At 69.6% G+C, this 23169-nt stretch carries 21 protein-coding genes, 1 pseudogene and 1 riboswitch; of the genes and pseudogenes, 11 read left to right on the top strand and 11 right to left on the bottom strand.

Annotation, left to right across the window (positions count from 1 at the left end; all coding sequences use genetic code 11):
• Nucleotides 1-48 precede the first annotated feature (48 nt).
• Complete coding sequence (gene glgC, locus Acor_RS04215; RefSeq protein WP_218034119.1) at nt 49-1275, top strand: glucose-1-phosphate adenylyltransferase; 1227 nt, start codon at nt 49-51, stop codon at nt 1273-1275.
• Here the strand turns inward: glgC and Acor_RS04210 are convergent.
• Nucleotides 1272-1871, bottom strand: a complete 600-nt coding sequence (locus Acor_RS04210) for an Rv1733c family protein (RefSeq protein WP_155335170.1) — start codon at nt 1869-1871, stop codon at nt 1272-1274. The two genes, glgC and Acor_RS04210, sit on opposite strands and share 4 nt — an antisense overlap.
• 204 nt (nt 1872-2075) lie before the next feature.
• Here Acor_RS04210 and Acor_RS04205 point away from each other — a divergent pair, with 204 nt between their 5' ends.
• The gene (locus tag Acor_RS04205; protein WP_155335169.1) at nt 2076-2717 is read left to right on the top strand and encodes a hypothetical protein; all 642 of its coding nucleotides are present in this window, start codon (nt 2076-2078) and stop codon (nt 2715-2717) included.
• Here the strand turns inward: Acor_RS04205 and Acor_RS04200 are convergent.
• From Acor_RS04200 to Acor_RS04190, 3 genes are all read right to left on the bottom strand, one after another.
• Nucleotides 2714-3709: a ribonucleotide-diphosphate reductase subunit beta gene (locus tag Acor_RS04200; RefSeq protein ID WP_155335268.1), complete on the bottom strand. Its 996-nt coding sequence runs from the start codon at nt 3707-3709 to the stop codon at nt 2714-2716. The genes Acor_RS04205 and Acor_RS04200 overlap by 4 nt on opposite strands.
• Nucleotides 3709-5844, bottom strand: a complete 2136-nt coding sequence (locus Acor_RS04195; RefSeq protein WP_155335168.1) for a ribonucleoside-diphosphate reductase subunit alpha — start codon at nt 5842-5844, stop codon at nt 3709-3711. The genes Acor_RS04200 and Acor_RS04195 overlap by 1 nt, the downstream gene beginning before the upstream one ends.
• A 131-nt stretch (nt 5845-5975) precedes the next feature.
• A riboswitch (cobalamin riboswitch) is annotated at nt 5976-6139 on the bottom strand.
• A gap of 56 nt (nt 6140-6195) precedes the next feature.
• Nucleotides 6196-7104: a Bug family tripartite tricarboxylate transporter substrate binding protein gene (locus tag Acor_RS04190; protein WP_155335167.1), complete on the bottom strand. Its 909-nt coding sequence runs from the start codon at nt 7102-7104 to the stop codon at nt 6196-6198.
• A gap of 157 nt (nt 7105-7261) precedes the next feature.
• Here Acor_RS04190 and Acor_RS04185 point away from each other — a divergent pair, with 157 nt between their 5' ends.
• The 3 genes from Acor_RS04185 to Acor_RS04175 are packed head-to-tail and all read left to right on the top strand — an operon-like array spanning nt 7262 to nt 9176.
• Entirely contained in the window at nt 7262-7642 is a 381-nt protein-coding gene (locus tag Acor_RS04185) for a GntR family transcriptional regulator (protein ID WP_155335166.1), read from the top strand.
• Nucleotides 7639-8526 (top strand): ABC transporter ATP-binding protein, encoded by an 888-nt coding sequence (locus Acor_RS04180; protein ID WP_155335165.1) that lies wholly within the window; start codon nt 7639-7641, stop codon nt 8524-8526. The genes Acor_RS04185 and Acor_RS04180 overlap by 4 nt, the downstream gene beginning before the upstream one ends.
• A complete protein-coding gene (locus Acor_RS04175) occupies nt 8523-9176 on the top strand; it encodes an ABC-2 transporter permease (protein ID WP_155335164.1) in 654 nt (217 codons plus the stop codon). The genes Acor_RS04180 and Acor_RS04175 overlap by 4 nt, the downstream gene beginning before the upstream one ends.
• Before the next feature lie 46 nt (nt 9177-9222).
• On the opposite strand, the gene Acor_RS04170 is transcribed toward Acor_RS04175, so the two are convergent.
• Nucleotides 9223-10560: a glycoside hydrolase family 12 protein gene (locus Acor_RS04170; RefSeq protein ID WP_246238414.1), complete on the bottom strand. Its 1338-nt coding sequence runs from the start codon at nt 10558-10560 to the stop codon at nt 9223-9225.
• 323 nt (nt 10561-10883) lie between these two features.
• Between Acor_RS04170 and Acor_RS04165 the strand changes: the two genes are divergently transcribed.
• Both Acor_RS04165 and Acor_RS04160 read left to right on the top strand, forming a co-directional pair.
• Nucleotides 10884-11621 carry a DsbA family protein gene (locus Acor_RS04165; RefSeq protein WP_218034118.1) on the top strand — a complete coding sequence of 246 codons (738 nt, stop codon included), beginning with the start codon at nt 10884-10886 and terminating at the stop codon, nt 11619-11621.
• Nucleotides 11602-12216 (top strand): vitamin K epoxide reductase family protein, encoded by a 615-nt coding sequence (locus Acor_RS04160; RefSeq protein WP_155335163.1) that lies wholly within the window; start codon nt 11602-11604, stop codon nt 12214-12216. Before Acor_RS04165 ends, Acor_RS04160 begins: the two co-directional genes overlap by 20 nt.
• On the opposite strand, the gene Acor_RS04155 is transcribed toward Acor_RS04160, so the two are convergent.
• Nucleotides 12217-13572, bottom strand: a complete 1356-nt coding sequence (locus Acor_RS04155; RefSeq protein WP_246238413.1) for a sensor histidine kinase — start codon at nt 13570-13572, stop codon at nt 12217-12219. It abuts the gene before it with no gap.
• Between the two features lie 256 nt (nt 13573-13828).
• On the opposite strand from Acor_RS04155, the pseudogene Acor_RS44000 reads away from it, so the two are divergent.
• Nucleotides 13829-15145: pseudogene (locus tag Acor_RS44000) on the top strand (glucose/sorbosone family PQQ-dependent dehydrogenase); the annotation flags it as partial.
• Nucleotides 15146-15198: 53 nt separating this feature from the next.
• Here the strand turns inward: Acor_RS44000 and Acor_RS04145 are convergent.
• Nucleotides 15199-16065 carry an NAD-dependent protein deacetylase gene (locus Acor_RS04145; RefSeq protein WP_246238412.1) on the bottom strand — a complete coding sequence of 289 codons (867 nt, stop codon included), beginning with the start codon at nt 16063-16065 and terminating at the stop codon, nt 15199-15201.
• Nucleotides 16066-16129: 64 nt separating this feature from the next.
• Nucleotides 16130-16645 (bottom strand): RICIN domain-containing protein, encoded by a 516-nt coding sequence (locus Acor_RS43995; RefSeq protein WP_155335160.1) that lies wholly within the window; start codon nt 16643-16645, stop codon nt 16130-16132.
• A gap of 31 nt (nt 16646-16676) precedes the next feature.
• Here Acor_RS43995 and Acor_RS46120 point away from each other — a divergent pair, with 31 nt between their 5' ends.
• Nucleotides 16677-18482, top strand: a complete 1806-nt coding sequence (locus Acor_RS46120) for an AAA family ATPase (protein WP_422664788.1) — start codon at nt 16677-16679, stop codon at nt 18480-18482.
• Nucleotides 18483-18984: 502 nt separating this feature from the next.
• Here the strand turns inward: Acor_RS46120 and Acor_RS46115 are convergent.
• Nucleotides 18985-19782 carry an SDR family NAD(P)-dependent oxidoreductase gene (locus Acor_RS46115; RefSeq protein ID WP_422664787.1) on the bottom strand — a complete coding sequence of 266 codons (798 nt, stop codon included), beginning with the start codon at nt 19780-19782 and terminating at the stop codon, nt 18985-18987.
• A gap of 148 nt (nt 19783-19930) precedes the next feature.
• Here Acor_RS46115 and Acor_RS04125 point away from each other — a divergent pair, with 148 nt between their 5' ends.
• Nucleotides 19931-20416: a winged helix-turn-helix transcriptional regulator gene (locus Acor_RS04125; protein WP_174876102.1), complete on the top strand. Its 486-nt coding sequence runs from the start codon at nt 19931-19933 to the stop codon at nt 20414-20416.
• Here Acor_RS04125 and Acor_RS04120 read toward each other — a convergent pair.
• Complete coding sequence (locus Acor_RS04120) at nt 20401-20988, bottom strand: TetR/AcrR family transcriptional regulator (protein WP_155335159.1); 588 nt, start codon at nt 20986-20988, stop codon at nt 20401-20403. The two genes, Acor_RS04125 and Acor_RS04120, sit on opposite strands and share 16 nt — an antisense overlap.
• Before the next feature lie 98 nt (nt 20989-21086).
• Between Acor_RS04120 and Acor_RS04115 the strand changes: the two genes are divergently transcribed.
• Entirely contained in the window at nt 21087-22052 is a 966-nt protein-coding gene (locus Acor_RS04115) for an SDR family NAD(P)-dependent oxidoreductase (RefSeq protein ID WP_155335158.1), read from the top strand.
• A gap of 5 nt (nt 22053-22057) precedes the next feature.
• Here the strand turns inward: Acor_RS04115 and Acor_RS04110 are convergent, their stop codons facing one another.
• Nucleotides 22058-23092, bottom strand: a complete 1035-nt coding sequence (locus Acor_RS04110) for a WxL protein peptidoglycan domain-containing protein (protein WP_155335157.1) — start codon at nt 23090-23092, stop codon at nt 22058-22060.
• Between the last annotated feature and the right edge of the window lie 77 nt (nt 23093-23169).

The raw sequence follows: 23169 nt of genomic DNA, 5'->3' as shown, positions 1-23169 counted from the left end.
GGGTCAGCCTAGTGTTTGCGACCCTTTTGACGGGTTAAGGTCATGGCCATGAGGGTCCTCGCAGTCGTGCTCGCCGGTGGTGAAGGCAAGCGTCTGATGCCGCTCACCGCCGACCGGGCCAAGCCGGCCGTGCCGTTCGGCGGAATCTACCGCCTGATCGACTTCGTCCTGTCCAACCTGGCCAACGGCCATTATCTGAAGATCGTCGTACTGACCCAGTACAAGAGCCACAGCCTGGACCGGCACGTCTCGCGGACCTGGCGGCTGTCGGCCATGCTGGGCAACTACGTGACGCCGGTGCCCGCGCAGCAGCGGCTCGGCCCGCGCTGGTTCGCCGGGTCGGCCGACGCGCTGTTCCAGAACCTGAACCTGATCTACGACGAGCTGCCGGACCACGTGATCGTGTTCGGCGCCGACCACATCTACCGGATGGACCCCCGGCAGATGGTGGAGCAGCACATCGACTCGGGCGCGGACGTGACCGTGGCCGCGATCCGGCAGCCGCTGTCGATGGCCGACCAGTTCGGCGTGATCGACACCGACCCGTCCGGCCGCCGCGTGGTCGCCTTCCGCGAGAAGCCCACCGACGCGGTCGGCCTGGCGGACGCGCCCGACCAGGTGTACGCGTCGATGGGCAACTACGTCTTCAAGACCCAGTCGATGATCGAGGCGCTCCGCGAGGACGCCATGGACCCGTCCAGCAAGCACGACCTGGGCGGCAACATCATCCCGATGATGGTCAAGGCCGGCGGCGCGGAGGTGTACGACTTCGCCGACAACGTGGTCCCCGGCTCGACCGAGCGGGACCGCGGCTACTGGCGCGACGTGGGCACCCTGGACGCCTACTACGACGCCCACATGGACCTGATCTCCCCGCACCCGGTCTTCAACCTCTACAACGACCGCTGGCCGATCTACACCGGCCACGACCCGCTGCCGCCCGCCAAGTTCGTGCACAACGACGGCGACCGGATCGGCCACGCCATCGACTCCCTGGTCTCGGCCGGGGTGATCGTCTCCGGCGGCACGGCGTTGCGCTCGATCCTGTCCCCCGGCGTGATCCTGCACTCGCACGCGCAGGTGGAGGACTCGGTCCTGATGGGCTGCGTCAAGGTCGGCCGGGGCGCGATCATCCGCCGCGCCATCATCGACAAGAACGTGGTCATCCCCGACGGCGCGCGGATCGGCTTCGACCTGGAGGAGGACCGCAAACGTTTCGCCGTCACCCGCGGCGGCATCGTGGTGATCGGCAAGAACGAGATCCTGGACCGTTAGTCGTTGATGCGCCAGGTGGGTTCGATGATCGTCCATTCGGCGGCCCAGACCCGGCGGGCCCGGCGGGCCACCACGAGCCTGGTGGTCAGCAGGATCAGGCCGGCCAGCACGCCGGTGAGGATCGGGGTGCCGACGCCGACGGTCATCCCGGAGATCAGGGTGGTCTCCCGGTCCCTCGGGCGGGGGACGATCTCGCCGCGGTCGTCGATCCAGACGTGCACGGTCTGGCCCTTCTTCCACAGTGCGGGCGCGTGGATGAGGCCCTGGTGCGGAACGCCGTTGAGCGACTTCCAGGTGGCCATGGCCGGTCCCGCCGCGGGTGAGGTCACCGAGAGTTTCGGCCCCACCGTCTCCAGCAGGGTGGCGTCGACGGGGTGCCTGGTCCGCTGCTGGTCGGCTTCGACGCGGAGACCGTCCTGATAGGTCCGTACGCCGAAGAGCACGCCGAACACGACCGAGACCAGCAGGCCGATCACGGACAGCAGCCGGATCGCCGCCTCCACCCGGTCGCTGCGGCGGCGCAGCGGGTTGCGGTCGAGCCCCAGCCAGCGGACGAGCCGGGTGACGGGACCGCGCGAAACAGGATTCTGGACCATCTCACACCTCATCTGGTGAGTACCACCCAGAATCCGGTTTATGCCTGTTTGGAGGCCGAAAGGAAGCTGAGTTGGAAATCTAATGACTTACGGCCCGGGCTGTTTACCTTCCTGATCAAGAGCGGCCTCACGGCGCGGTAAAGCCTCCTTACAGCGGCCTTGAGACGGCCGGGCCGCGGCGGGGGGTTGGGTTAAGCTCGCGGGGTGTCGCGCGTACCCGCCTCCGCCGCCTTGCTCGCCGCCGCGCTCCTGCTGACCGGCTGCGGCGGCGACTCACCACCGGTGAGCCGCCCCTCCTCGCTGCCGATCCCGGAGGGGTTCACCCGGATCGGCGGCCTGTCCAACGGCGTGGTCATGGCCATCCCGTCCGGCTGGCGCTCGGTCGACCTGTCCAAGACGGACTTCGAGGCGGAGCTGGCGGCCAGCGGCCTGTCCGGCACCGCGCTGGAGCAGGCCAAGACGAGCCTGCGCGCCCTGCAGAAGAACAAGGCCATCTACGCGATGGACCCGGGCTCCCAGGAGGAGTCCCCGCAGAAGTTCGTCACCAACCTGAACGGCTTCTGCCAGCCGAGCGTCGGCGGCTCGGCCGACGCCCTGATCGAGCTGGCCAAGCAGCAGCTCACCAGCGTCAAGGCCGAGGTCACCGAAGCCACCGCCATCCCGCTCGGCAACGGCAGCGGCGTCCGCATCCGCTACACCCTCCCGCTCGGCCAGACGATCGTGCACGGCACCCAGTACTACGCGCCCTCCGACCGGGGCCGCACCTGCGTGGTCACCTTCAGCACCGACCTGACCGGCAAGGACGCCCTTTTCGATCAGATCGGCGGCACGATTCGCCCGGTTTAGAAGGCTTCGTCGAAGCTGACGTCGCCGGAGACGGCGACCTGGTAGGCGGAAACCCGGCGTTCGAAGAAGTTGGCCAGTTCCTGGACGTCCTGGAGTTCCATGAACGGGAGCGGGTTGGCGGTGCCGTAGCGGGCTGGCAGGCCGAGGCGGGTCAGGCGCTGGTCGGCGACGTATTCGAGGTAGCCGCCCATCTGCTCGGCGGTCAGGCCGGAGAGGCCGTCGCGGCACAGGTCGTGGGCGAAGGCTAACTCGGCGGCGACCGCCTCCTCGATCATCTGGGTGACCTGGGCGGCGAACTCGCCGTCGAAGAGCTCAGGCTCCTCGGCGCGTACGGTGTCGACGACGCTGAACGCGAACTCCATGTGCATGGACTCGTCGCGGAACACCCAGTTGGTGCCCCCGGCCAGGCCGTTGAGCAGCCCCCGGGAGCGCAGCCAGTAGACGTACGCGAAGGCGCCGTAGAAGAACAGCCCCTCGATGCAGGCCGCGAAGCAGACCAGGTTGAGCAGGAAGGCGCGGCGGTCGGCGCGGGTCTCCAGCCGGGACAGGCCCTCGATGGAGTCGATCCAGCGGAAGCAGAACTCGGCCTTGGCGCGGATGGACGGGATGTGGTCGACGGCGGCGAACGCCTTGGCGCGCTCGTCCGGGTCGGGCAGGTAGGTGTCCAGCAGGGTCAGGTAGAACTGGACGTGCACGGCCTCCTCGAACAGCTGCCGGCTCAGGTAGAGGCGGGCTTCGGGGGCGTTGAGGTGCTGGTACAGGTTGAGGACCAGGTTGTTGGCGACGATCGAGTCGCCGGTGGCGAAGAACGCGACCAGGCGGTTGATCAGGTGGCGTTCGCCGGGGCCGAGCCTGGCCAGGTCGGCGAGGTCGGAGTGCAGGTCGACCTCCTCCACCGTCCAGGTGTTGCGGATCGCGTCCCGGTAGCGCTCGTAGAACTGCGGGTAGCGCATCGGGCGGAGGGTCAGGTCCATGCCGGGGTCCAGGAGCATCACTGGCACGCCTCACAGGTCTCGGGGTTCTCAAGCGAACAGGCGACCGCGGTCTCCACTGCCGCGACGGTCGTCTGCGCGATCCGGGTGGCCGGGCGGGAGCGCAGGTAGTAGGTGGTCTTGAGGCCGCTCTTCCAGGCGTAGGCGTACATCGAGGAGAGCTTGCCGATGGTCGGCGCGGCCATGAACAGGTTGAGCGACTGCGACTGGTCGATGTACGGCTGCCGCGCCGCCGCCAGGTCGATGAGCGCCTTCTGCGGCAGCTCCCACGCGGTGCGGTAGAGGACCTTCAGGTCGGCGGGCAGGCCGGGGATGTCCTGCACCGAGCCGTCGGCCCGCTTGATCGCGTCCCTGGTGGCCTGCGTCCACAGGCCGCGGGCCGCCAGGTCGCGGACCAGGTAGCGGTTGACCTGGAGGAACTCGCCGGACAGGGTCTCCCGTTTGAAGATGTTGGAGACCTGCGGCTCGATGCACTCGTAGCAGCCGGCGATGGAGGCGATGGTCGCGGTGGGGGCGATCGCGACGAGCAGCGAGTTGCGCAGCCCGGTCTCGGCGATCCTGGCCCGCAGCCGCTCCCACTCCGCGCTGCGGGGGACGTCGAAATGGTCGGGATGGAGTACTCCGCGCGCCGCCCGGGTGTCGGCGTAGGCGGGGTGGGCGCCGCGTTCCTCGGCCAGATCGGCCGAGGTCGCGTACGCGGCCAGCGCGATCTCCTCGGCCAGCCGGGTGGACAGCGCGGCGGCCTCCGGCGAGTCGAACGGCAGCCGCAGCGCGAAGAACACGTCGGCCAGGCCCATCACGCCGAGCCCGATCGGCCGCCACTTGCGGTTGGCCGCCTCGGCTTCCGGGGTGGGGTAGAAGCCGAGGTCGATGGTGCGGTCCAGCACCCGTACGGCGGTGCGGACGGTGGCGCGGAGCCGGTCCAGATCGACGCCGTCCGGGGTGAGGTGTTCTGCCAGGTTGACCGAGCCGAGGTTGCAGACGGCGGTCTCCCGGTCGGTGGTGACCTCCAGGATCTCGGTGCACAGGTTGGACAGGTGGATGACGTTGCCGGGCAGCGCCGTCTGGTTGGAGGCGCGGTTGGCGGCGTCCTTGAAGGTCATCCAGCCGTTGCCGGTCTGGGCCAGGGTGCGCATCATTCGGCCGTACAGGGTTCTGGCGGGCAGTTGCCTGACGCGGCGGCCCGCCGCTTCGGCGGCGCGGTAGGCGGTGTCGAAGGCGGAGCCGTACAGGTCGGTGAGTTCGGGGACCTCCTTGGGGTCGAACAGGGACCAGTCCTGGTCGGCTTCGACGCGGCGCATGAACTCGTCCGGCACCCAGTTGGCCAGGTTCAGGTTGTGGGTGCGGCGGGCGTCCTCGCCGGTGTTGTCGCGGAGCTCCAGGAACTCCTCGATGTCGGCGTGCCAGGTCTCCAGGTAGACGCAGGCCGCGCCCTTGCGCCTGCCGCCCTGGTTGACGGCGGCCACCGAGGCGTCCAGGGTGCGCAGCCACGGCACGATGCCGTTGGCGTGACCGTTGGTGCCCCGGATCAGGCTGCCCCGGGAGCGGACCCGGCTCCATGAGACGCCGATGCCGCCGGCGTACTTGGACAGCCGGGCGATCTGGGCGTACCGCTCGTAGATGCCGTCCAGGTCGTCCCGCGGCGAGTCGAGCAGGAAGCACGAGGACAGCTGGGGCCGCCGCGCGCCGGAGTTGAACAGGGTGGGCGAGCTGGGCAGGTAGGCGAAGCCGGCCATCAGCCGGTAGAGCTCGTCCGCGTCTGCCACGGTCTCGGCCAGGCCGCAGGCGACCCGGAGGAAGAAGTGCTGCGGCCTCTCCAGGACCCGGCGGGTGCCGGGGTGGCGGAGCAGGTAGCGGTCGTAGACCGTGCGCAGCCCGAAGTACTCGAACCGGTCGTCGCCGCCGATCAGCTCGTTCAGCTTGTCGGCGTGCGCGGCCACGAAATCGGCCAGCCGGTCCTGGATCAGCCCGGCCCGGTGGCTGGCGGCGATCGAGTCGGCGAAGGTGCGCACCCCCTCGGCCTCGGCCTCGTCGGCGATCAGCTCACCGAGCAGCCGGGCCGCCCGCTTCGAGTTCTCCGGATCGGTGATCACCCCCGCCGCCGCGGCCTCGATCAGCGCCCATCGATCGCTCATGTGCTCTCTCCCTCGCGAGCTCGACCCGGACCTTCGTCGAGGCACGCGTCGGAGCACGCGAAAGCGGCCCGTCGGCGGGCCCTCCCACGAGGCCCGGCACAACCCGGCGCGGGCATCGGCCCGCGCGTCGGCCACTGGCAGGTCTTCGGACTCGCGGGCGTCCTACTGGCCGTCGCTTCCCAGGCGCGTGCGCGCCCAGTGCCTGTGACGGCGGTCGTTCCCGCTCACCGCTGCGGGGCAGTCCCGGATTCCCACCGGGTTCCCTTTTCACACCCTCCACGGGGTGAACCAGCAACGTCGGGAATCCTACATCTAGTGGCGCACGGCGTGGCAACCCCAACAGGTTGTGTCTCAAAGGACACCGAGATCGGCCAGTACGTCCCGGGCCCTGCGCGCCTCGGTGGCCAGCCAGTCCCGGAAGTCGGCGTCGGCCAGATACATGGGGGCCCACCGCTCCCGCAGCAGCGCGTGCCGCCAGGCGGCCGAGTCGCCGATCTCGCGGGTCAGGTCCAGCAGCGCGGCCCGGTCCCCGTCGGCCAGCGCGCCGGGCGCGAGCAGCCCCCGCCAGTTCGCGTACGTGTGCCGCGCGCCCGATTCCATCAGGGTCGGCGCGTCCACGCCGGGAATCCGGTCCGGGGAGGACACCGCGAGCGCCCGGAGCGTGCCGGCGCGCAGCCGGGGGGCGAGGTCGCGGTAGCCGCCGATGCCGACCGAGATCCGGCCGTCCAGCAGGGCGGCGACGACCTGGGGGGTGTCGGCGTAGGCCGCGTACCTGAGCAGGCGGGCGTCGGCGCCGAGGCCGCGCGCGGTCAGGCCGTACAGCACGTGGTCGGGGCTGCCCTGGGCGCGCCCGGCCATCTCGACCGAGGCCGGGTCCCGGACCAGCGCCCTGGCCAGGCCGTCGAAGTCGCGGAAGGCGGCGCGCGGCGAGGCCACGAACAGCAGCCACTCCCCCGCCAGCCGGGCCAGCGGCGTGGTGCTGGCGATCAGCGCGTCCGCGTCGCCGGTGGCGGCGGCCTGGACCAGCGTGGGACCGGCCACCATCAGGTGGTCGGGGCGCTCGCTGCGGGCGAACTGGGCGATCGTGCCGGGGCCGCCGCCGCACGGCGAGAGCATGACCTTCGTGAGGTGGCGGTGCTCCACCACGGTCTGGAAGGTCCGGCAGAACGGGTCACCGGGGGGTTCGGGGGCGTACAGCAGGAGCGGGCCCGCGACCGCCGGTTCCCGCCGCGAACCGCAGCCGGTGCCGAGAACGACCATCCCCACTCCCCACTCGAGAAACCGGCGACGTCGCAAACCACACCTCTCTTCCCATATGACGCTAAGAGTACATCTCGGTACATAACGTCACATCGTCGGGTTGACCGGGCTGGCAATCGTCGATTAACTAATGCATTAGTGGAATGAGGTGACGTGTTTGATCGATTTCACGCTCGACCGGAAGTCGGGTACGGCTACATACGCGCAGTTGATCCAGCAGGTGGAGCATGCGTTGCGGCTCGGGTTGCTGATGCCAGGCGATCAGCTGCCCACGGCCAAACAGGTGGTTGGGAGGCTCGCCATCAACCCGAACACAGTGTTGCGGGCCTACCGCGAGCTGGAGTCGCGCGGGCTGGTGGAGGCCATGCCCGGTCTGGGGACCTTCGTCCGGCGCTCTCTGGTCGCGCCGCACGATCCGGAGCTGGAGGCCGCGCTGGGGGCGTGGGTCGCGACGGCCCGCGCGGCCGGTCTGGGCGACGACGACATGCGCTCCCTACTGGAATTCGCGCTCTCCCCCGGCCAACGGGAGACGGCATGACCGCGCTGGAAGCCACCGGACTCGGCAAGCGCTACCGCGACACCTGGGCACTCCGCGAGGTCTTCCTGAGCGTCCCCCGCGGCCGGGTCGTCGCCCTGGTCGGCCCCAACGGCGCCGGCAAAACCACCCTGATGCGCCTGGCCGTGGGCCTGCACCGCCCCACCACCGGCCACCTGCGCGTGTTCGGCGCGGAACCCTACGGCGAGGCCCTCGCCCAGGTCGCGTACGTCGCCCAGGACAAACCCCTCTACGACGAGTTCACCGTGAACGAGATGCTGAACGTGGGCCGGCATCTCAACCCGCGGTTCGACCTCGCCGGGGCCCGGGATCGGCTGGCCGACCTGAACATCCCGGGCCGGGCCCGGGTGCACCAGCTGTCCGGCGGGCAGCGCGCCCAGCTGGCGATCACGCTCGCGGTGGCGAAACGCGTCGACCTGATCGTCCTGGACGAGCCGCTCGCCAGCCTGGATCCGCTGGCCCGGCACGAGGTCATGCGGGGCCTGATGATGGCGGTCGCCGAGACCGGCCTGACCGTGCTGCTCTCCTCGCACGTCGTCGCCGAACTCGACGAGGTCTGCGATCACCTGGTGCTGCTGTCCCGGGGGCGGGTCCAGGTGGCCGGGGACATCGAGGACATCCTGCGGGCGCACCGCATGCTGACCGGGCCCGCCGGGATGATGCCCGGCGGGGCGTACGAGGTGATCGGCGAGGACCGGACCGAACGGCAGACCAGCCTGTTCGCCCGATTACGTGAGCCGATCCCCGACCCCCGCTGGACGGCGCACGAGCTGTCGCTGACGGACGTCGTCCTCGGCTACATGCGCTCCCCCATGAGCACGCACTTCCCGCCGCCCGTACTCGCAGAGAGGGACGATGTCGCATGAGCTGGCTCGCGTTCCGCCAGCATCGAGGGCGGATGATCGGGATGGGGCTGATCGTCGTTCTCTGGGGCGGTCTGGCGGGGATGGAGTCGTACTCGCCGGTGCTGGCCGGGATGTCGGCGGTCTTCTTCGCCTACGTCCCGCTGGTCTTCGGGGTGTTCCTGGGCGCGCCCGTCGTCTCCCGCGAGTTCGAGCGCGGTACCCATCAGTTCGCCTGGACCCAGAGTTTCTCCCGGTCGCAGTGGTTCTGGTGGCAGGCCGTGGTGGCGATGGGGCTGGCGCTGGCGACCACGGCCTACCTCGGCACGGTGGTCGGGCTGATCACGCCGTCGTTCACCCTGACCGTGGACAGTGTGATGTATCCGCTGACGGGGGCGGTGCCGTACGCGTGGGGGGTCTTCGCGGTGGCGACGGGGCTGATGTGGAGCGCGATCACGCGCTGGACCACGGCGGCGATGGCGGCGTCGTTCTTCGGTGTCGCCGCGAGCCAGTTCATCGCCGAAGGGCTGCGCAAGCGGTCGGATGCGGTGTCCCAGTGGACCGCGGAGAACCTGTGGATCCTGCAGTCGGCGGAGGTGGAGATCCTGCTCGCCCTGGCGGCGGCGATGACCGTAACCGCCTGGTATTTCACCGCCAGGCGGAATCCGGCCTGAGGCCCGCGCCTGGAGGTCGAAGGCGCGGGCCCAGGGGCTGGACGGGTCAGACGACCGTGCAGCCGGGGATGGTCGGCAGCTGGGTGTTGCCGTTCGGCCGGGAGGCCTGGAACCCGATGCCGGTGGTCTGCCCGGCGGTCAGGTTGCCGTTGTGGGACTGGTTGGTCGCGGTGATGTTGGAGCCGCTGGTGGTGAACTGGGCGTTCCAGTTACCGGTCATGGCGTGACCGGCCGGCAGCGTGAAGGCGAACGACCAGCCGGTACGCGGCCCGCCGACGGTGATCTGCGCCACGTAGCCGACGTTCCAGGCGTCGAAGTGGACCGTGCAGGTCCCGGTGCCGCCGCCACCCGCGGTGGTGGTCACCGAGACGGTGTTGGACTGCGGCGACTGATTGTTGGCCGCGTCCCGGGCCACCACGTAGAACTGGTACTGGGTGGACGCCGACAGGCCAGTCGCCGCGAAGGTCGTCCCCGTCGAAGTGCCGACGTTGGTGAACGTGCCGGTGGTGCCCTGGCGGCGGAAGATCGTGTATCCGGTGACGCCGACGTTGTCGGACGACGGGGACCAGGACAGGTTCGTGCCGCTCGCGGTGGTGCCCGACGCGGTCAGGCCGCCGGGGGCGGTGGGCGGGCTGGTGTCGCCGCCGCCACCGGTGGTGGTGTAGGTGAAGTTGCTCAGGGTCAGGCCCGCGCCGCCGACCCAGGGCTCGAAGCCGGCCTGCACGCTGGTCAGGTACCAGCTGCGCTGCGCGTAGCCGCGGTTCACCGCGTCGGTGTAGAACGAGTTGATGTTGAAGTCGAGCGTGTTGCCGACCGTGGTCCGGACGTAGGAGATCACGTTCCAGCCGATGTTGCCGAACCAGACCTGCCAGGTCGTGCCCGCGAGTGTGACCGTCGCCACCTGCGAGCCGGACGGCTGGACCGGGCCCTGCCGGTTGAGCCAGATCATGATCTCGGCGCCGGTGTTCTGGCCGTTGGTCCGCGCGGTCGGGTCGAACCAGAGGTCATAGGAGGCGTTGTAGGTGCCGCTGCTCGGGTAGGTGTAGCTCACGCTGCTGCGGATGTTGTTGAACGCCGGGTTGCTGGCCTGCATGGGCAGGCTGCTGCCGGTCGTGCAGTTGCCGTAGTGGCAGCCCGCGTAGATCGCCGGGTAGGCGGCCGGGGCGCCGTTGGTGGCGTTGTTGTGGCCGGCCGACTGGATGGTGAAGCCACCCGCCTGGTTCACGTCGATGCACTGGGGTGTGCTCGCGCCCCAGACGTTGTTCATCACGGTGAAGCGGCCGGACTGGATGTTGGTGGCGCCGAACGTTTCGCAGATGACGGGGGCGGCATTGGCGGGAGTGGCGACGGCGACGACCGTGCCGAGGAGTAAGGCGACGGTCAACCCTATGCTTTTAAGACGGTTCACTGGTCCTCCTGGGGGGCGTTGGGAGCGCTCCCAGCAGACGCTAGATCGGGGCGGGCCAGTCTCCTACGAGCCCGGGACGCGGTTCCGTGTCCACCTGCTGGAACACCGCCTACCAGGCTGAAAGTTACAGCCGCGTGAACCGGGACGCCGTCCTCGCGGCCCGGCTGCCCATCCGCTGATGAAACAGACTCATAAGGATTTACGTGCGCCTGATCAGGCGTCACGCGCTTTACATCGATCACATAAGCCCGTCGCTACGTTAAAGCGGTCGACAGCCGAACCGTGAACAAGGAGCGATCGTGGCGTCCAAATCGTCCAAGGCACGCGTGAACAATGCGCGCACCAAACTCGATGCCGCCCGTGCCAGGGACAGGCGCCAAGCCGTGCGGAAACGGAACGTCACGATCGCGGTCAGCCTGGTCGGGGTTTTCGCCATCGTCATAGGCGTTTTCCTGATGGTGGGGCGCGGTTCCGAGCCGGACGGCACGGCGGTGGCGGCGGGCGAGTCCCAGTACGTGCGGGCCGACAGTCACCAGCTCACCACGGCCGCCGACGGCAAGGTCTCCCTGGTGGAATTCCTCGATTTCGAATGTGAGGCGTGCAAGGCGGCGTTTCCGCTGGTGGAAAAGCTGCGCACGGAATACGAGGGGCGGGTGAGCTTCGTGGTGCGTTATTTCCCGCTGCCGGGTCATTTCAATGCCGAACGGGCCGCCCGGGCGGTGGAGGCCGCCGCGCAGCAGGACAAGTTCGAGGAGATGTACCAGCAGATGTATCGGACCCAGACGCAGTGGGGTGAGCAGCGGACCCCGGCCGACGACTATTTCCGCGGGCTGGCGCAGGGGCTCGGCCTGGATATGGCCGCCTGGGAGAAGGCGTACGACGATCCGGCGACGCTGGCGCGGGTGAACAAGGACGTCGCCGACGGTAAGGCGCTCGGTGTGTCGGGGACGCCGAGTTTCTTCCTGAACGGCCAGGCGTTGCAGATCGAGTCCGAGGAGCAGATGAAGGCGGCCATCGATGCGGCACTCAACAGCTGAGCTGAGCCCGGCCGGCGACGAGGAGACGGACGGACGGCCTTTCCCGGGGGCGCTTCCGTGGCTGCTTCTCGTCGGCGGGCTGGTCGGATTCGCGGCGGCGTTCACGCTGACGGTCGAGAAGATCGCGCTACTGAAGAATCCCGACTACGTGCCGTCCTGCAGCATCAATCCGGTCCTGTCGTGCGGCTCGGTGATGAAGACGCCGCAGGCGGAGGTGTTCGGGTTCCCGAATCCGCTCATCGGGATGGCCGCGTTCGCCGTGGTGGCCGCGATCGGCGCGGCGATGCTGGCCGGTGCGGAGTTCCGCCCGTGGTTCTGGGCCGGGCTCCAGGCGGGCGTCACCTTCGGCGTGTTGTTCGTGCACTGGCTCGTCTGGCAGAGCCTCTATGCGATCGGCGCTCTGTGCCCGTACTGCATGGTGGTCTGGGCGGTCACGATTCCACTGTTCGCCTACGTCACCACGGTCAACCTGCGACGAACCCGCGCAGGCCGCCTGCTGGCCGACTATCACGCCGTGGCGCTGACCGCGTGGTTCCTCCTGATCGTCACACTGATCACGATCCGGTTCTGGGACTACTGGAGTTCACTCCTCTGATCAAAGGGTCCGGCCGGAGCGCAGGGCGAGGTCGGAGTATTCGAGCCGGACGCGGTCGTACACCGGGACGCGGAGGACGAAGCGGGCGCCGCAGTCGCTGTCCTCGATGGTCAGGGTGCCGTCGTGGGCTTCGGCGATCTCCCGGGCGATGGCCAGGCCGAGGCCGGTGCCGCCGGAGTCGCGTTCGCGGGAGGCGTCCAGGCGGGCGAAGCGTTCGAAGACCAGTTCGCGGTGTTCTGGGGCTATTCCGGCGCCGTCGTCGACGACCTCCAGGGTCGCCGTCGGGCCGTCGGCCCGTACGCTGACGGTGATCTGGGAGTTGGCGTGGCGTTCGGCGTTGTCGAGCAGGTTGACCAGCACCCGGGTGATCCGGAGCTGGTCGCATTCGACGAAGACGTTCCGCTGGAGGTTCTTGACGATGTTCACCCGGTAGGCGCGGCGGTCCACCTCGGCGCAGACCAGCTGGCTCAGGTCGGTGGGATTGCGGCTGAGCGGGGCGTGCGCGTCCAGCCGGGCGAGGGCCAGCAGGTCGGTCACGATGGCCTGGAGCCGTTCCACGCCGGCGAGCACGGCCGCCGTCATCTTCGGCCAGTCGGTCTCCTCGGGGTACATGAGCGCCTCGTCCAGCTGGACCCGCATGGCGGTCAGCGGGCTGCGCAGGTCGTGCGAGGCGTCCGAGGTGAACTGCCGGAGCTGCTGGTAGGCGCCCTCCAGGCGGTCCAGGGTGTCGTTGACGGTTTCGGCGAGGAACTTGATCTCCTCGTACGTGCGGTACTTGCGGGGCACGGGGACGCGGCGGTCCAGGTGGGTGGCGGTGATCTCGGCCAGTTCTGAGCGTATGTCGTTCACCGGCTGCACGGCCTGGGTGAGGTCGCGGAACGCCCAGGCGGTCATCGTCCCGGTCACCAGGATGGAGACGCCGATGGCCAGCAGCAGCGCGGTGGTGTCGCCGTACCAGGGGGCGACGGGGACGGCGATGTAGAGCGGCCAGACGCCGTCGGGCTGGTAGACCTTGTACGACACGACGGTCATACAGCCTTTCAGCCCGGTCGGCGGGCAGAGCACCCGGGCGACGCGCACGCTGGTGCTGGACGAGACGAAAGCGGCCATCGGCGGTTTGCCGGCGAGTTGCGCGGTCGACGCGACCGGGACGCCGTGCGCGTTCAGGACCTGGATCGCCTCGCCCTCGCTGGCCGGCAGCACGGACGGCAGCGGACCCTGCCTGATCAGGGGCACGACCCGGTTCCAGGCGCCGATGGCCTGCGCCTGCGCCTTGTCGGCTTCCTTGCTGCCCGCGAACAGGAGGAAGAGAACGCTGACCCCGATGCACACCAGTGCCGCGAGAATCCCGGTCACCGCTGTCCTACGGGCCCGAAACGATGATCGGTCCCATCTCAACATCTGACTCCCCGAACGTGAGGCTACTCACCCCTCTATGGCTGAGAAAACCCCGAAATCTGCCCACAACGTCCCGAATCTGGGCAAAGCTTTCGGGAAGTAGGTAAAGAACGGCAGATCCCACGGTGGGCTGACCGTCTCGTCTGGTAATAATGTTCGCGCTGGGTTCCGGCGGGATTGTGCCCGTATCTTGTTTGTGCTGACATTTACCGGCATGAGGGGCTTCCCGGCCGTGCTCGCCGTCGTCTGTTCGCTCGCGCTGGCGTCCGCGTGTAGTTCGACGGAATCAGATGACCAAGCGGGGAACAGCGTGCTCCGGGTGGTTGCCACGGGGCTCGCCGATCCGTACGAAATCGTCTGGGGTCCCGATGGGTTCATCTGGGCCACCGAGAAGACCGGCAAACGCGTCACCCGGATCGATCCGGCGAACGGGCGGAAGATCACGGCGCTCACGATCGAAGACGCCGTCCACACGGCGGGCGGGCAGGACGGCGTCCTTGGCCTGGCGCTCCATCCCGACCTGCTCAAGGGCGACGGCCATGACTACGTCTATGTCTCCCACACCTACGACGCGGCGACTGAGCTGGAGGAACAGGACTACCGCACGAAGATCGTCCGATACACCTACGACAAGGACAAGCAGGTCTTGGGATCGCCCGTCGACCTCATCACCGGCCTGGCCGGCGGCGTCGACCACCAGTCGGGAAAGCTGAGATTCGGCCCCGACGCCAAGCTCTACTACACGATCGGGGACCAGGGGGCCAACCAGTTCGCGCTCTACTGCGAGTCGATTGAGGCACAGACGCTTCCCTCCGCCGTACAGGTGAAGGAGGAGGACTGGAGCGCCTACCGGGGCAAAATCCTTCGCCTCAACCTCGACGGCTCGATCCCCGACGACAATCCGGAGTTCAACGGCGTACGCAGCCACCTCTACGCGATGGGCTTCCGAAACGCCCAGGGGCTGGCGTTCGCCCCTTCGGGTCTCCTGTACGGCACCGACCAGGGCCCCAAAACCGACGACGAGGTCAACCTCATCCGCCCCGGAAAGAACTACGGCTGGCCCAATGTGGCCGGCTACCAGGACGACAAGGCGTACGTCTACGCCGAGTGGGCCAAAGCCAGGAACGGCTGCCGCGCTGAAACTTACAGCGACTACGACATTCCCCTGAGCGTCCCGCAGACGAAGGAAAGCGACTGGGACGACCCCGATTTCGCGCCCCCACTCGTCACCTTCGAAACAGTGGAGAACGATTTCAACTTCCGCGCCGCCTCGGACTGCCTCGACCCCGGCACGGAGTTCATCTGCTGGCCGACCCTGGCCCTTTCCAGCCTGGAGGTCCACCCGGCGGGATTCCTCCTGGCGACCTCCCTCAAGGACGGCTCCCTCCACCGCATCCCACTGACCGCCGAAGGCAAGAAGACCGGCACCCCCAGCAGAGTCGCCGACACCACGGACCGCTACCGCGACACGGCCCTCGACCCCACCGGCAAGACCGTCTTCATCGCCACCGACCGCGCGGGCTACACCCGCGACGCGGACGGCTCACCGACCCTGAACCTCCAGCATCCTGGTTCGATCCTCGCCTACGATCTCGCCCTTGGAGCACTCGCCTCACCCACCGGTGTCGCGTCGACGACGGCGGTGAGGGTGGGGCCGAGCGGAGCGTCCAGCCGGATCAGGGCCAGGTCGTCCCCGGCCGTCTCCTCCTGGTTGACGATGGCGATCGGGATGCCGAGGGCCGCCGCTCGTGCCACGAACCGATAGCCGGAACGGACGGTGAGCGACGAGCCGAGGACAAGCAGCGAACGAGCCGTGGCCACCTGGGCGAAGCACAGGTCGACCCGAGGCCGGGGGACGTTCTCGCCGAAGAAGATCACGTCGGGTTTGAGCAGGCCGTCACAGCCGTCGCAGTTCACCACCCGGAAGGCCGCGACATGCTCATCCGGCAGCACGGCGTCCCCGTCGGGGTTGAACTGGTGGGCGGTGGCCTCCCACCCGGGGTTGGCCGCGCGGAGCCGCAGGTCGAGGTCGGCGCGCGGGCTGCGTTCCCGGCAGCCCAGGCACACCACCCGGTCCAGCCCGCCATGCAACTCGGTCACCCGCCGGGCCCCGGCCGCCTGATGCAGGCCGTCCACGTTCTGGGTGATGATCGCCTCAACCAGCCCGTGGCCCTCCAGTTCGGCCACCGCCTGGTGCCCCGCGTTGGGCGCGGCCCGGTTGATCTCCCGCCAGCCGACGTGGCTGCGCGCCCAGTACCGCTGCCGCGCCTCCGCGCTCCCCGCGAACTTCTGGTAGGTCATGGGTTCGGCGCGCCGCCCCCGCCCGGTCGGCCCCCGATAGTCGGGAATACCCGACTCCGTCGACAGCCCCGCCCCGCTCAGCACGACCACACCGCCCGCGCCCACCAACCTCGCCAGCTCCCCGGCCGAGCCCGGCCCCGCGTTCCTCACCCTCCCATCGTGCCGCATGCCCGGCATGCGGTGGCTCCGCGGGAGGGGGTGCGGAGCCCGTGCGTCAGTAGGCGGTCGTGCCGAGGAAGTACTGGTTCAAGCCACCGTTCCAGTACCAGGTGTCGATGGCCGTGCCCTGCGCGCCGCTGTCGCCCGAGACCTCCATGAAGAGGCCGCTGCCGACGTTCCTGATCGAGTACGCCAGGCCGGTGCTCGGGGTCAGCGAGGTGTCCCACTGCTGCAGCGCGGTGCCCTTGCAGCGCCACTGGTAGAGCGGGGTGCCGGGCAGGCCGTCGCTGGTGATGCACTTGCCGCTGCGCCGGTTGACGATCTGGTAGTGCGAGCCGCTCGGCTGGAACGTCCAGATCTGGTTGTCCCCGGACAGGCTCCACTGGATGATCTGGGCGCCGTCGCCGGTCGCGCCGCCGTTGACGTCGAGGAACAGGAACGGGTTGGACTCGGGCTCGACCCGGACGGTGAATCCGCTGGCCGCCTGGGCGGGGCTCGGCAGGGTGGCGAGCAGGCCCGCGGCGGACAGGGCGCCGACGACGGCCGCCTTTTTGACGGAGTTTCTGAACATTTCACTTACTCCTTTTGGAGTGGTTTGGTTGATGAAATGGACGTTATTCACTAAGGCGGGCACGCCACTTCGGGCAGTAGACCTATTTGCGCCGTCCGCCGTACCTCAGATCTGTACGGAACCCACGCGGAGTGCGAGTGTGACGAGCATGCGCGCGGTGGTCGCGAGCCCGGTCTTCGTCGGACGGCGGGAGGAACTGGTGCTGCCCATCCTGGAACCCGTGGCAGAACCGTCCGGCCACGCCGCGCAACTGCCAGAACTGGTGCTGGGGATGATCGAACGCCTCAGCGGCGACCGGCCGCTGATGTTCATCCTGGAGGATCTGCACTGGGCCGACCAGTCCACCCTCGGGCTGCTCGCCTACCTGGTCAGGACGTTGCGGGACGTGCCCGTGCTGCTGGTGGGGACCTACCGCTCCGACGAGATCCACCGCAGGCACCCGCTCCGGCCGCTGCTCAGCGGGTGGGAGCGGATGCGCGAGGTGCGCCGCCTGGAACTGTCCAGATTCGAGCGGGACGAGGTCGCCGTCCAGCTGGCCGCCATCCTCGGGCGCGCGCCCGAGGCGAGACCGTGGACCTGGGCGGCAGGTGCCGGAACGGCTGCTCGGCGCGGTCGCGAACCTGGAGTCGGCCGCGCTGTTCGAGGCGCTGCGCGAGCTCGTCGAGAACCATCTGCTGCTGGTGGACGAAGGCGGGCAGGGGTACGCCTTCCGCCACGCCCTGGCCAGGGACGCCGTCTACCACGACATGCTCCCCGGCGAACGGGCGCAGTGGCATGTGGCGTACGCGCGGGCGCTGTCGGCCGGCCCCGAACTGACCGACGCCTCAAGCGTGTGGGCGCAGCTGGCCCACCACTGGTTCGCCGCGCTCGACCTGCCCGCCGCCCTTCCCGCGCTGCTCGCCGCCGCGCGAGCCTCCTCCGCGTACGCCCCCGCCGAAGAGTCATGGCATCTGGAACGGGCGCTGGAGATCTGGCCCCGGGTGCCGGACGCCGCCGCCCTGACCGGCACCGACCTGGTCGGAGTGCTCACCGCCGCCGGGGACGCGGCCTGGCGGACCGGCTCTGTGGATCGCTCGCGCGCGCTGTTCGAGCTGGCGCTGGCGGAATCCGACGGGTCCGGTCCCGTCGCCAGGCGGGCGCTCCTGATGGCCCGCTGGGCCGAGACGCTGCGCGACCTCGGGCAGCTGGAGGAGAGCGTCGAGGCGCTGCGGTCAGCGCTGGATCTGATGCCGCCCGAGCCGCTGGAGTACGCCCACGCGGTGCTGCTGACCTCGCTCACCCGCAACCAGCTGCGCGGCGACTTCGACGAGGACGTGCAGGCCACCGCCGAACGCGCGGTCGCCGTGTCCGCAGCGGTCCGGGCGCACGCCGAGCACGCCGACGCATTGGTCACCCTGGGCAGCGTGCAGGCGGCGGTCGGCAACACCGAGACAGGCATGCGGACCCTGGCAGAAGGGCTGGCCCTGGCCGAGCGGATCGGGGCCGTGGAGACGGTGATGCGGGCCAGGAACAACTCCAGCGACCTGCTGGAGATGCTCGGCCGGCACCAGGAGGCGGTCGACACGGCGGCCCTGGGGCTGGAGCTGGCCCGGCGGACCGGCACCAGCCGCACCTGGGGGGCCTACCTGGCCGGGAATCTCGTCGAGGCCATGTACCGGCTCGGTCGCTGGCGGGAGGCGGAGCAGACGGCCGGGCAGTCGTTGCGGGGAGAGCCGGAAGGGGTGTTCGCGGCGACCCTGCTGGAGCAGCTCGCCCAGATCTCCGTACTGACCGGGCGGCGGGAGGAGGCTGCCCGGCTGGCCGGGCGGGCCAAGAGCCTGGTGATCGACTCCGGTGACCCCCAGTTCCTGCAGCCGCTGGCCTTCAGCCTGGCCGAGGCCCGCAGGCTCGCCGGCGACCTGGACGGCGGCCTCGCGATCATCCAGGACGCGCTCACCCTGGACTGCACCCTCTGGCTGGGCCGCTACTCCTGGCCGCTGGTCTGGCTGGGCACCAGGATCGCGGTCGACCGCGCCCTGCTGGCCCGCGACCGGCGCGCGGCCGGCCACTCCCCCGCGGCCCTCGCCTCGCTGGCGGAGATCGCGGGCGCGCTGCCCAGGCTCACCCCCGCCGCCACCGGGTACGCGTTGACCACGGCGGCGGAGCGGACCGCCTCGATGGGGCCACGCACGAGTGGCCGGACGCGGTGGCCGCGTGGCGCGTCGCGGCGGAGCCGTACCCGCTGGCCTACTGCCTGTTCCGGATGGCCGAGGACCGGTGCGCCGCCGGTGATCGCCGGACCGCGACGGAGGCGGCGGCCGAGGCCGCGGAGCTGGCCGCGAACGCTATCGCTTGACCGGTCATCGACCCGCTGGGAAGTCCACGGAGCGGGAGACCTTCTCGTGGGCGCGGATCTCGGTGAGCGTCGCCTGGAGTTGGGCGGTCACCGCGTCGTATCCGCCGCCGCCCAGGACGAGGCGGTGGGGCGGGTCGCTCTGGTTGATCGCCGCGATGACGGCACGCGCGCCCTGGTGCGGGTCTCCCTGCTGGCGGCCGTCCTGTTCGATCATGGCGTTTCTGACGTTCTCCAGCATCGGATGGTAGTCCTCGATGCTCTCCTCGATCGGCTCGCCGGCGAAACCGGCGTACGCGCGAGTCCGGAAGGCGCCAGGTTCCACGGCCAGGACCTTGATTCCCAGCGGGGCGACCTCCTGGCGCAGGACCTCGGTCATGCCTTCGATGGCGTGCTTGGCGGCGGTGTAGTAGCCGAACCCGGTCACTCCTCGCAGGCCGGCCACCGAGGACATGTTGACGACCCAGCCGCTGCGGCGGGCGCGCATGCCGGGCAGGACCGCGCGGGTGACCGCCAGCACGGCGAAGAAGTTCAGTTCGAACAGCTCTCTGACGGCGGCGTCGGCCATGCCCTCGACCGACCCGTACCAGCCGCGGCCGGCGTTGTTGACCAGGATGTCGATGCCGCCGAAGTGGGCTTCTGCCGCCGCGACGGCGTCGCGGACCTGCTGGGCGTCGGTGACGTCGAGGCGCGGGAGCAGGACCCGATCGCCGTACTGAGCGGCCCATTCGCGCAGTTCGCCGGGCCTGCGGGCGGTCAGTGCGACGCGGTCGCCGACCTCCAGCGCGGCCTCGGCGAAGGCCATACCGAAGCCGCCGGGTGTGCCTCCAGTGATGAACCAGGTCTTCATGCGCTTCCCCCGTGTGGTGGCCGGATGTCCTTCCGGTTGGAGTTACTGCTAAAATGAAAGTAACTGACTGCGATATTAGCAGTGACTTCTGAGGGGAGTGACCGTGGCCGGCCGTACCAGGCAGGAGGATCGGGAATGCCCGTTGTCCACGACGATCGAGCACGTCGGGGAGTGGTGGACTCTGCTGCTGCTGCATGACGCCTTCGACGGGTACACCCGGTTCGACCAGTTCCAGGAGAATCTGGGGATCTCGTCGAGCATGCTCACCAGCCGGCTCAGGGATCTGGTCGCGGACGGGATTCTGGAGCGGCGGCCGTACCAGGCGAATCCGGTCCGGCATGAGTATGTGCTGACCGAGCTGGGCCGGTCGCTGCGGCCGGTCGTGGTCGCGATGGCGGCCTGGGGCAATGCGCGGCTCGCTCCGGAGCAGCGCAGCATGATCCTGGTCGACGCGGTCACCGGCGAGGAGGTCGAACCGGTCGTGGTCGACGCCAGGACCGGCCGTCGCCTGGAGGACAGCGGGGCCTACGTCTTCACCCACGGCCCGGCCGCGAGCGCCGCCATGCGGGCGCGCTACTCGCCCGGCTGAGGTCCCCGGGGTTCCAGGCCGGCCATGAGCAGGTCCAGCAGGCGGGCGGCCTGGTCACGCTGGGCGGGTTCGCCGGCGACGAGAGTGACGCCGCTGAGTGCCATGAGGACGTCGGCGGTGTCGATGTCCGCGCGGATGGTGCCGGCGGCGACGCCGGCCCGGACGAGGCGCGCGACGGCGTCGCCGAGCATGCCTCGGGTGCGCATGCGCAGGTCGTTGTGGGTGGCCAGGACGGCTTGCAGCGCTTCGGCCATGCCGTGTTTGGTCGCGACGTAGTCGACGAAGCGGTCCATCCAGGTACGGAGTGCCAGCGCCGGTGGATTCGCGTCCAGCAGCGAGGTCGCGGCGTCGCAGAGCGCGGCGGTCTGGTTGCGGTAGAGGGCCTCGATCAGGTCCTCCCTGGTCGGGAAACGCCGGTAGAGCGTGCCGATCCCGACCCCGGCCTCCTGCGCGATCCCCTTCAGCGACGCGTCGGCGCCGTCGCGGGTGAACGCCCGCGCGGCCGCCTCCAGGATGCGGTCCTGGTTGGCCTGCGCGTCCGCCCGTAACGGGCGAGCTCGCTCCGCTGCCATGCCATACTCCCTCGTTTGCAAACCGGAGCAGGGTCCGCTTATAGTCGTTTCCGGACCCGGCTCCACTTACGAGTGTATCTGCAGAAAGCAGCGTCATCATGAGCAACAGCCCCACCTCGTTCGGCGCGCGCTCCAACGCCGCGGAAGTGATCGCCGGCCTCGACCTCACCGGCAAGCGCGCCGTCGTCACCGGCGGTTCTTCCGGTATCGGGATCGAGACCGCGCGGGCGCTGGCCGGCGCGCACGCGGAAGTCACCCTGGCCGTACGCAACCTTGACGCCGGTCATCAGGTCGCCGGGGAGATCAACGCGAGCACCGGCGGCAAGAACGTGCTCGTCGCGCCACTCGAACTCGCCGACCTGGACTCCGTCGCCGCCTTCGCCGCGAACTGGCAGGGCCCTCTGGACATCCTGGTGAACAACGCCGGCGTGATGAACCTGCCTGAGCGCATCCTCACCGCCGAAGGCCACGAGCTGCAGTTCGCCACCAACCACCTGGGCCACTTCGCCCTCGCCCTGGGCCTGCACGACGCCCTGGCCGCCGCCGGAAACGCCCGGATCGTCTCCCTCAGCTCCCGCGGCCACCTGCGCTCCCCCGTGGTCTTCGACGACATCGACTTCACCGGCCGTCCGTACGACCCGATGCTCGCCTACGGCCAGTCCAAGACCGCCAACATCCTCTTCGCCGTCGAAGCGAACCGCCGCTGGTCAGCCGAGGGCATCACGGCGAACGCCGTCCACCCGGGCGTCATCACCGAGACCAACCTCGCCCGCCACATGGACCCCGAGGTGCTCGCCACCCTCCTGGCCGCGAGCCACGGCACAATACTCAAAACCGTCGAACAGGGCGCCGCCACCAGCGTCCTCGTCGCGACGTCCCCCGCGCTCGACGGCATCGGCGGACGCTACTTCGAGAACTGCGCCGAGGCGACCCTCCTGGAGTCCGCCACTCCCTCGACCAGCCCCACGGGCGTCGCGCCGTACGCGCTCGACCCCGGCAACGCCGCCCGGCTGTGGCAGGTCTCCCTCGACATGCTCACCGCCGCCGGACACCGGCCGGCCTGACCGTCCTATTCGCCGGAAGTCCGGGGACTGCCGATGGTCGCCTCTGCCCGTCCTTCGTCGCGGGCGTGGGCGAGCAGGTCCGCGAGTCGCCGGCGGCGTCGCCGGGTGATGGTCCGGAAGGAGAAGAGGAGGGCTCCGAGGAGCACGGCGAGGGCCAACTGCGGCCAGGGCAAAGTCCAGACCGTCACGTCGGCCGCGGCGCGTTCGAGCGCGGTGCCGGCCGGGACGCCGCCCTCGACGGCGGGGGACACGGTGACGCTCGTGCTGAGCGGTCCCAGGGCCCAGACGCCCGCGATGCGGGTCTCGACCACGCGGCTGTCGCCGGGGAAGATCTGCCCGACGCTGGTCTTGGCGTCGCGTCCCGCGAGGCCGGCCAGGCCGCTGACCGTCACCCCGCCGGAGCCGGTCACCGCGATGTTGCCGTCGTTCCTCGCGGTGTACTTGACCCGGATCGTGCCGGAGGAGAAGGGGTTCCATGACTGCTCGTACGACGCGGTGAGGTCGTTGACGGCCACCGCCGCCTTGATCGTGCCGGTGGCCCGCATCATGACCCGGAACCCCACCCGGCTCTCGACGGCGACCGTACCGCGGGCGCTGGTGACGGTAGCCGCGATGCCGGCCGGATGGTCTCCCGGCGCGGCGTCCTTGGGCACGGTGATGGTGAACGGCACCACCTTCGTCTCCTTGGCCCCGACGGTGATCTCGTTCTGAACCTTGACCCAGGTGCCGCCGTCCACTGACGTCTGGTCCGATTGGAGCATGTTGAAGCGGCCCTTGTCGGTGAGGTAACCGTCGGCCGCCTTCAGGGCGAAGACGGCGGCGCCGTCGCTGAAGTTGCGCACGGCCAGGTGCTCGGTCACGCTCTGGCCCGGGTCGAGCGTGAGCTCGATCCACCGGCGGCCGTCGGGGCCCTGCTGGCTGGCCGGCTGGACCGACCAGGTGAGTGTGGGCTTTGCCGGTTCCGCCATGGCGGGGGCGATCGGGACGGCGAGAAGCACCGCCGCCAGCACGGCGAGTAGCCGCGGCAATGTTCGGATCATGGCGAAATCCTCCGGCATAGCGGGTCCGGCATAGGGGGGTGGTGGGGGCCGCGAAGCCGCGGCCCCCACCGTGGGGG

Source organism: Acrocarpospora corrugata, assembly GCF_009687845.1.
Lineage (GTDB): Bacteria > Actinomycetota > Actinomycetes > Streptosporangiales > Streptosporangiaceae > Acrocarpospora > Acrocarpospora corrugata.
This window is presented reverse-complemented; position numbering and strand designations above follow the sequence as displayed.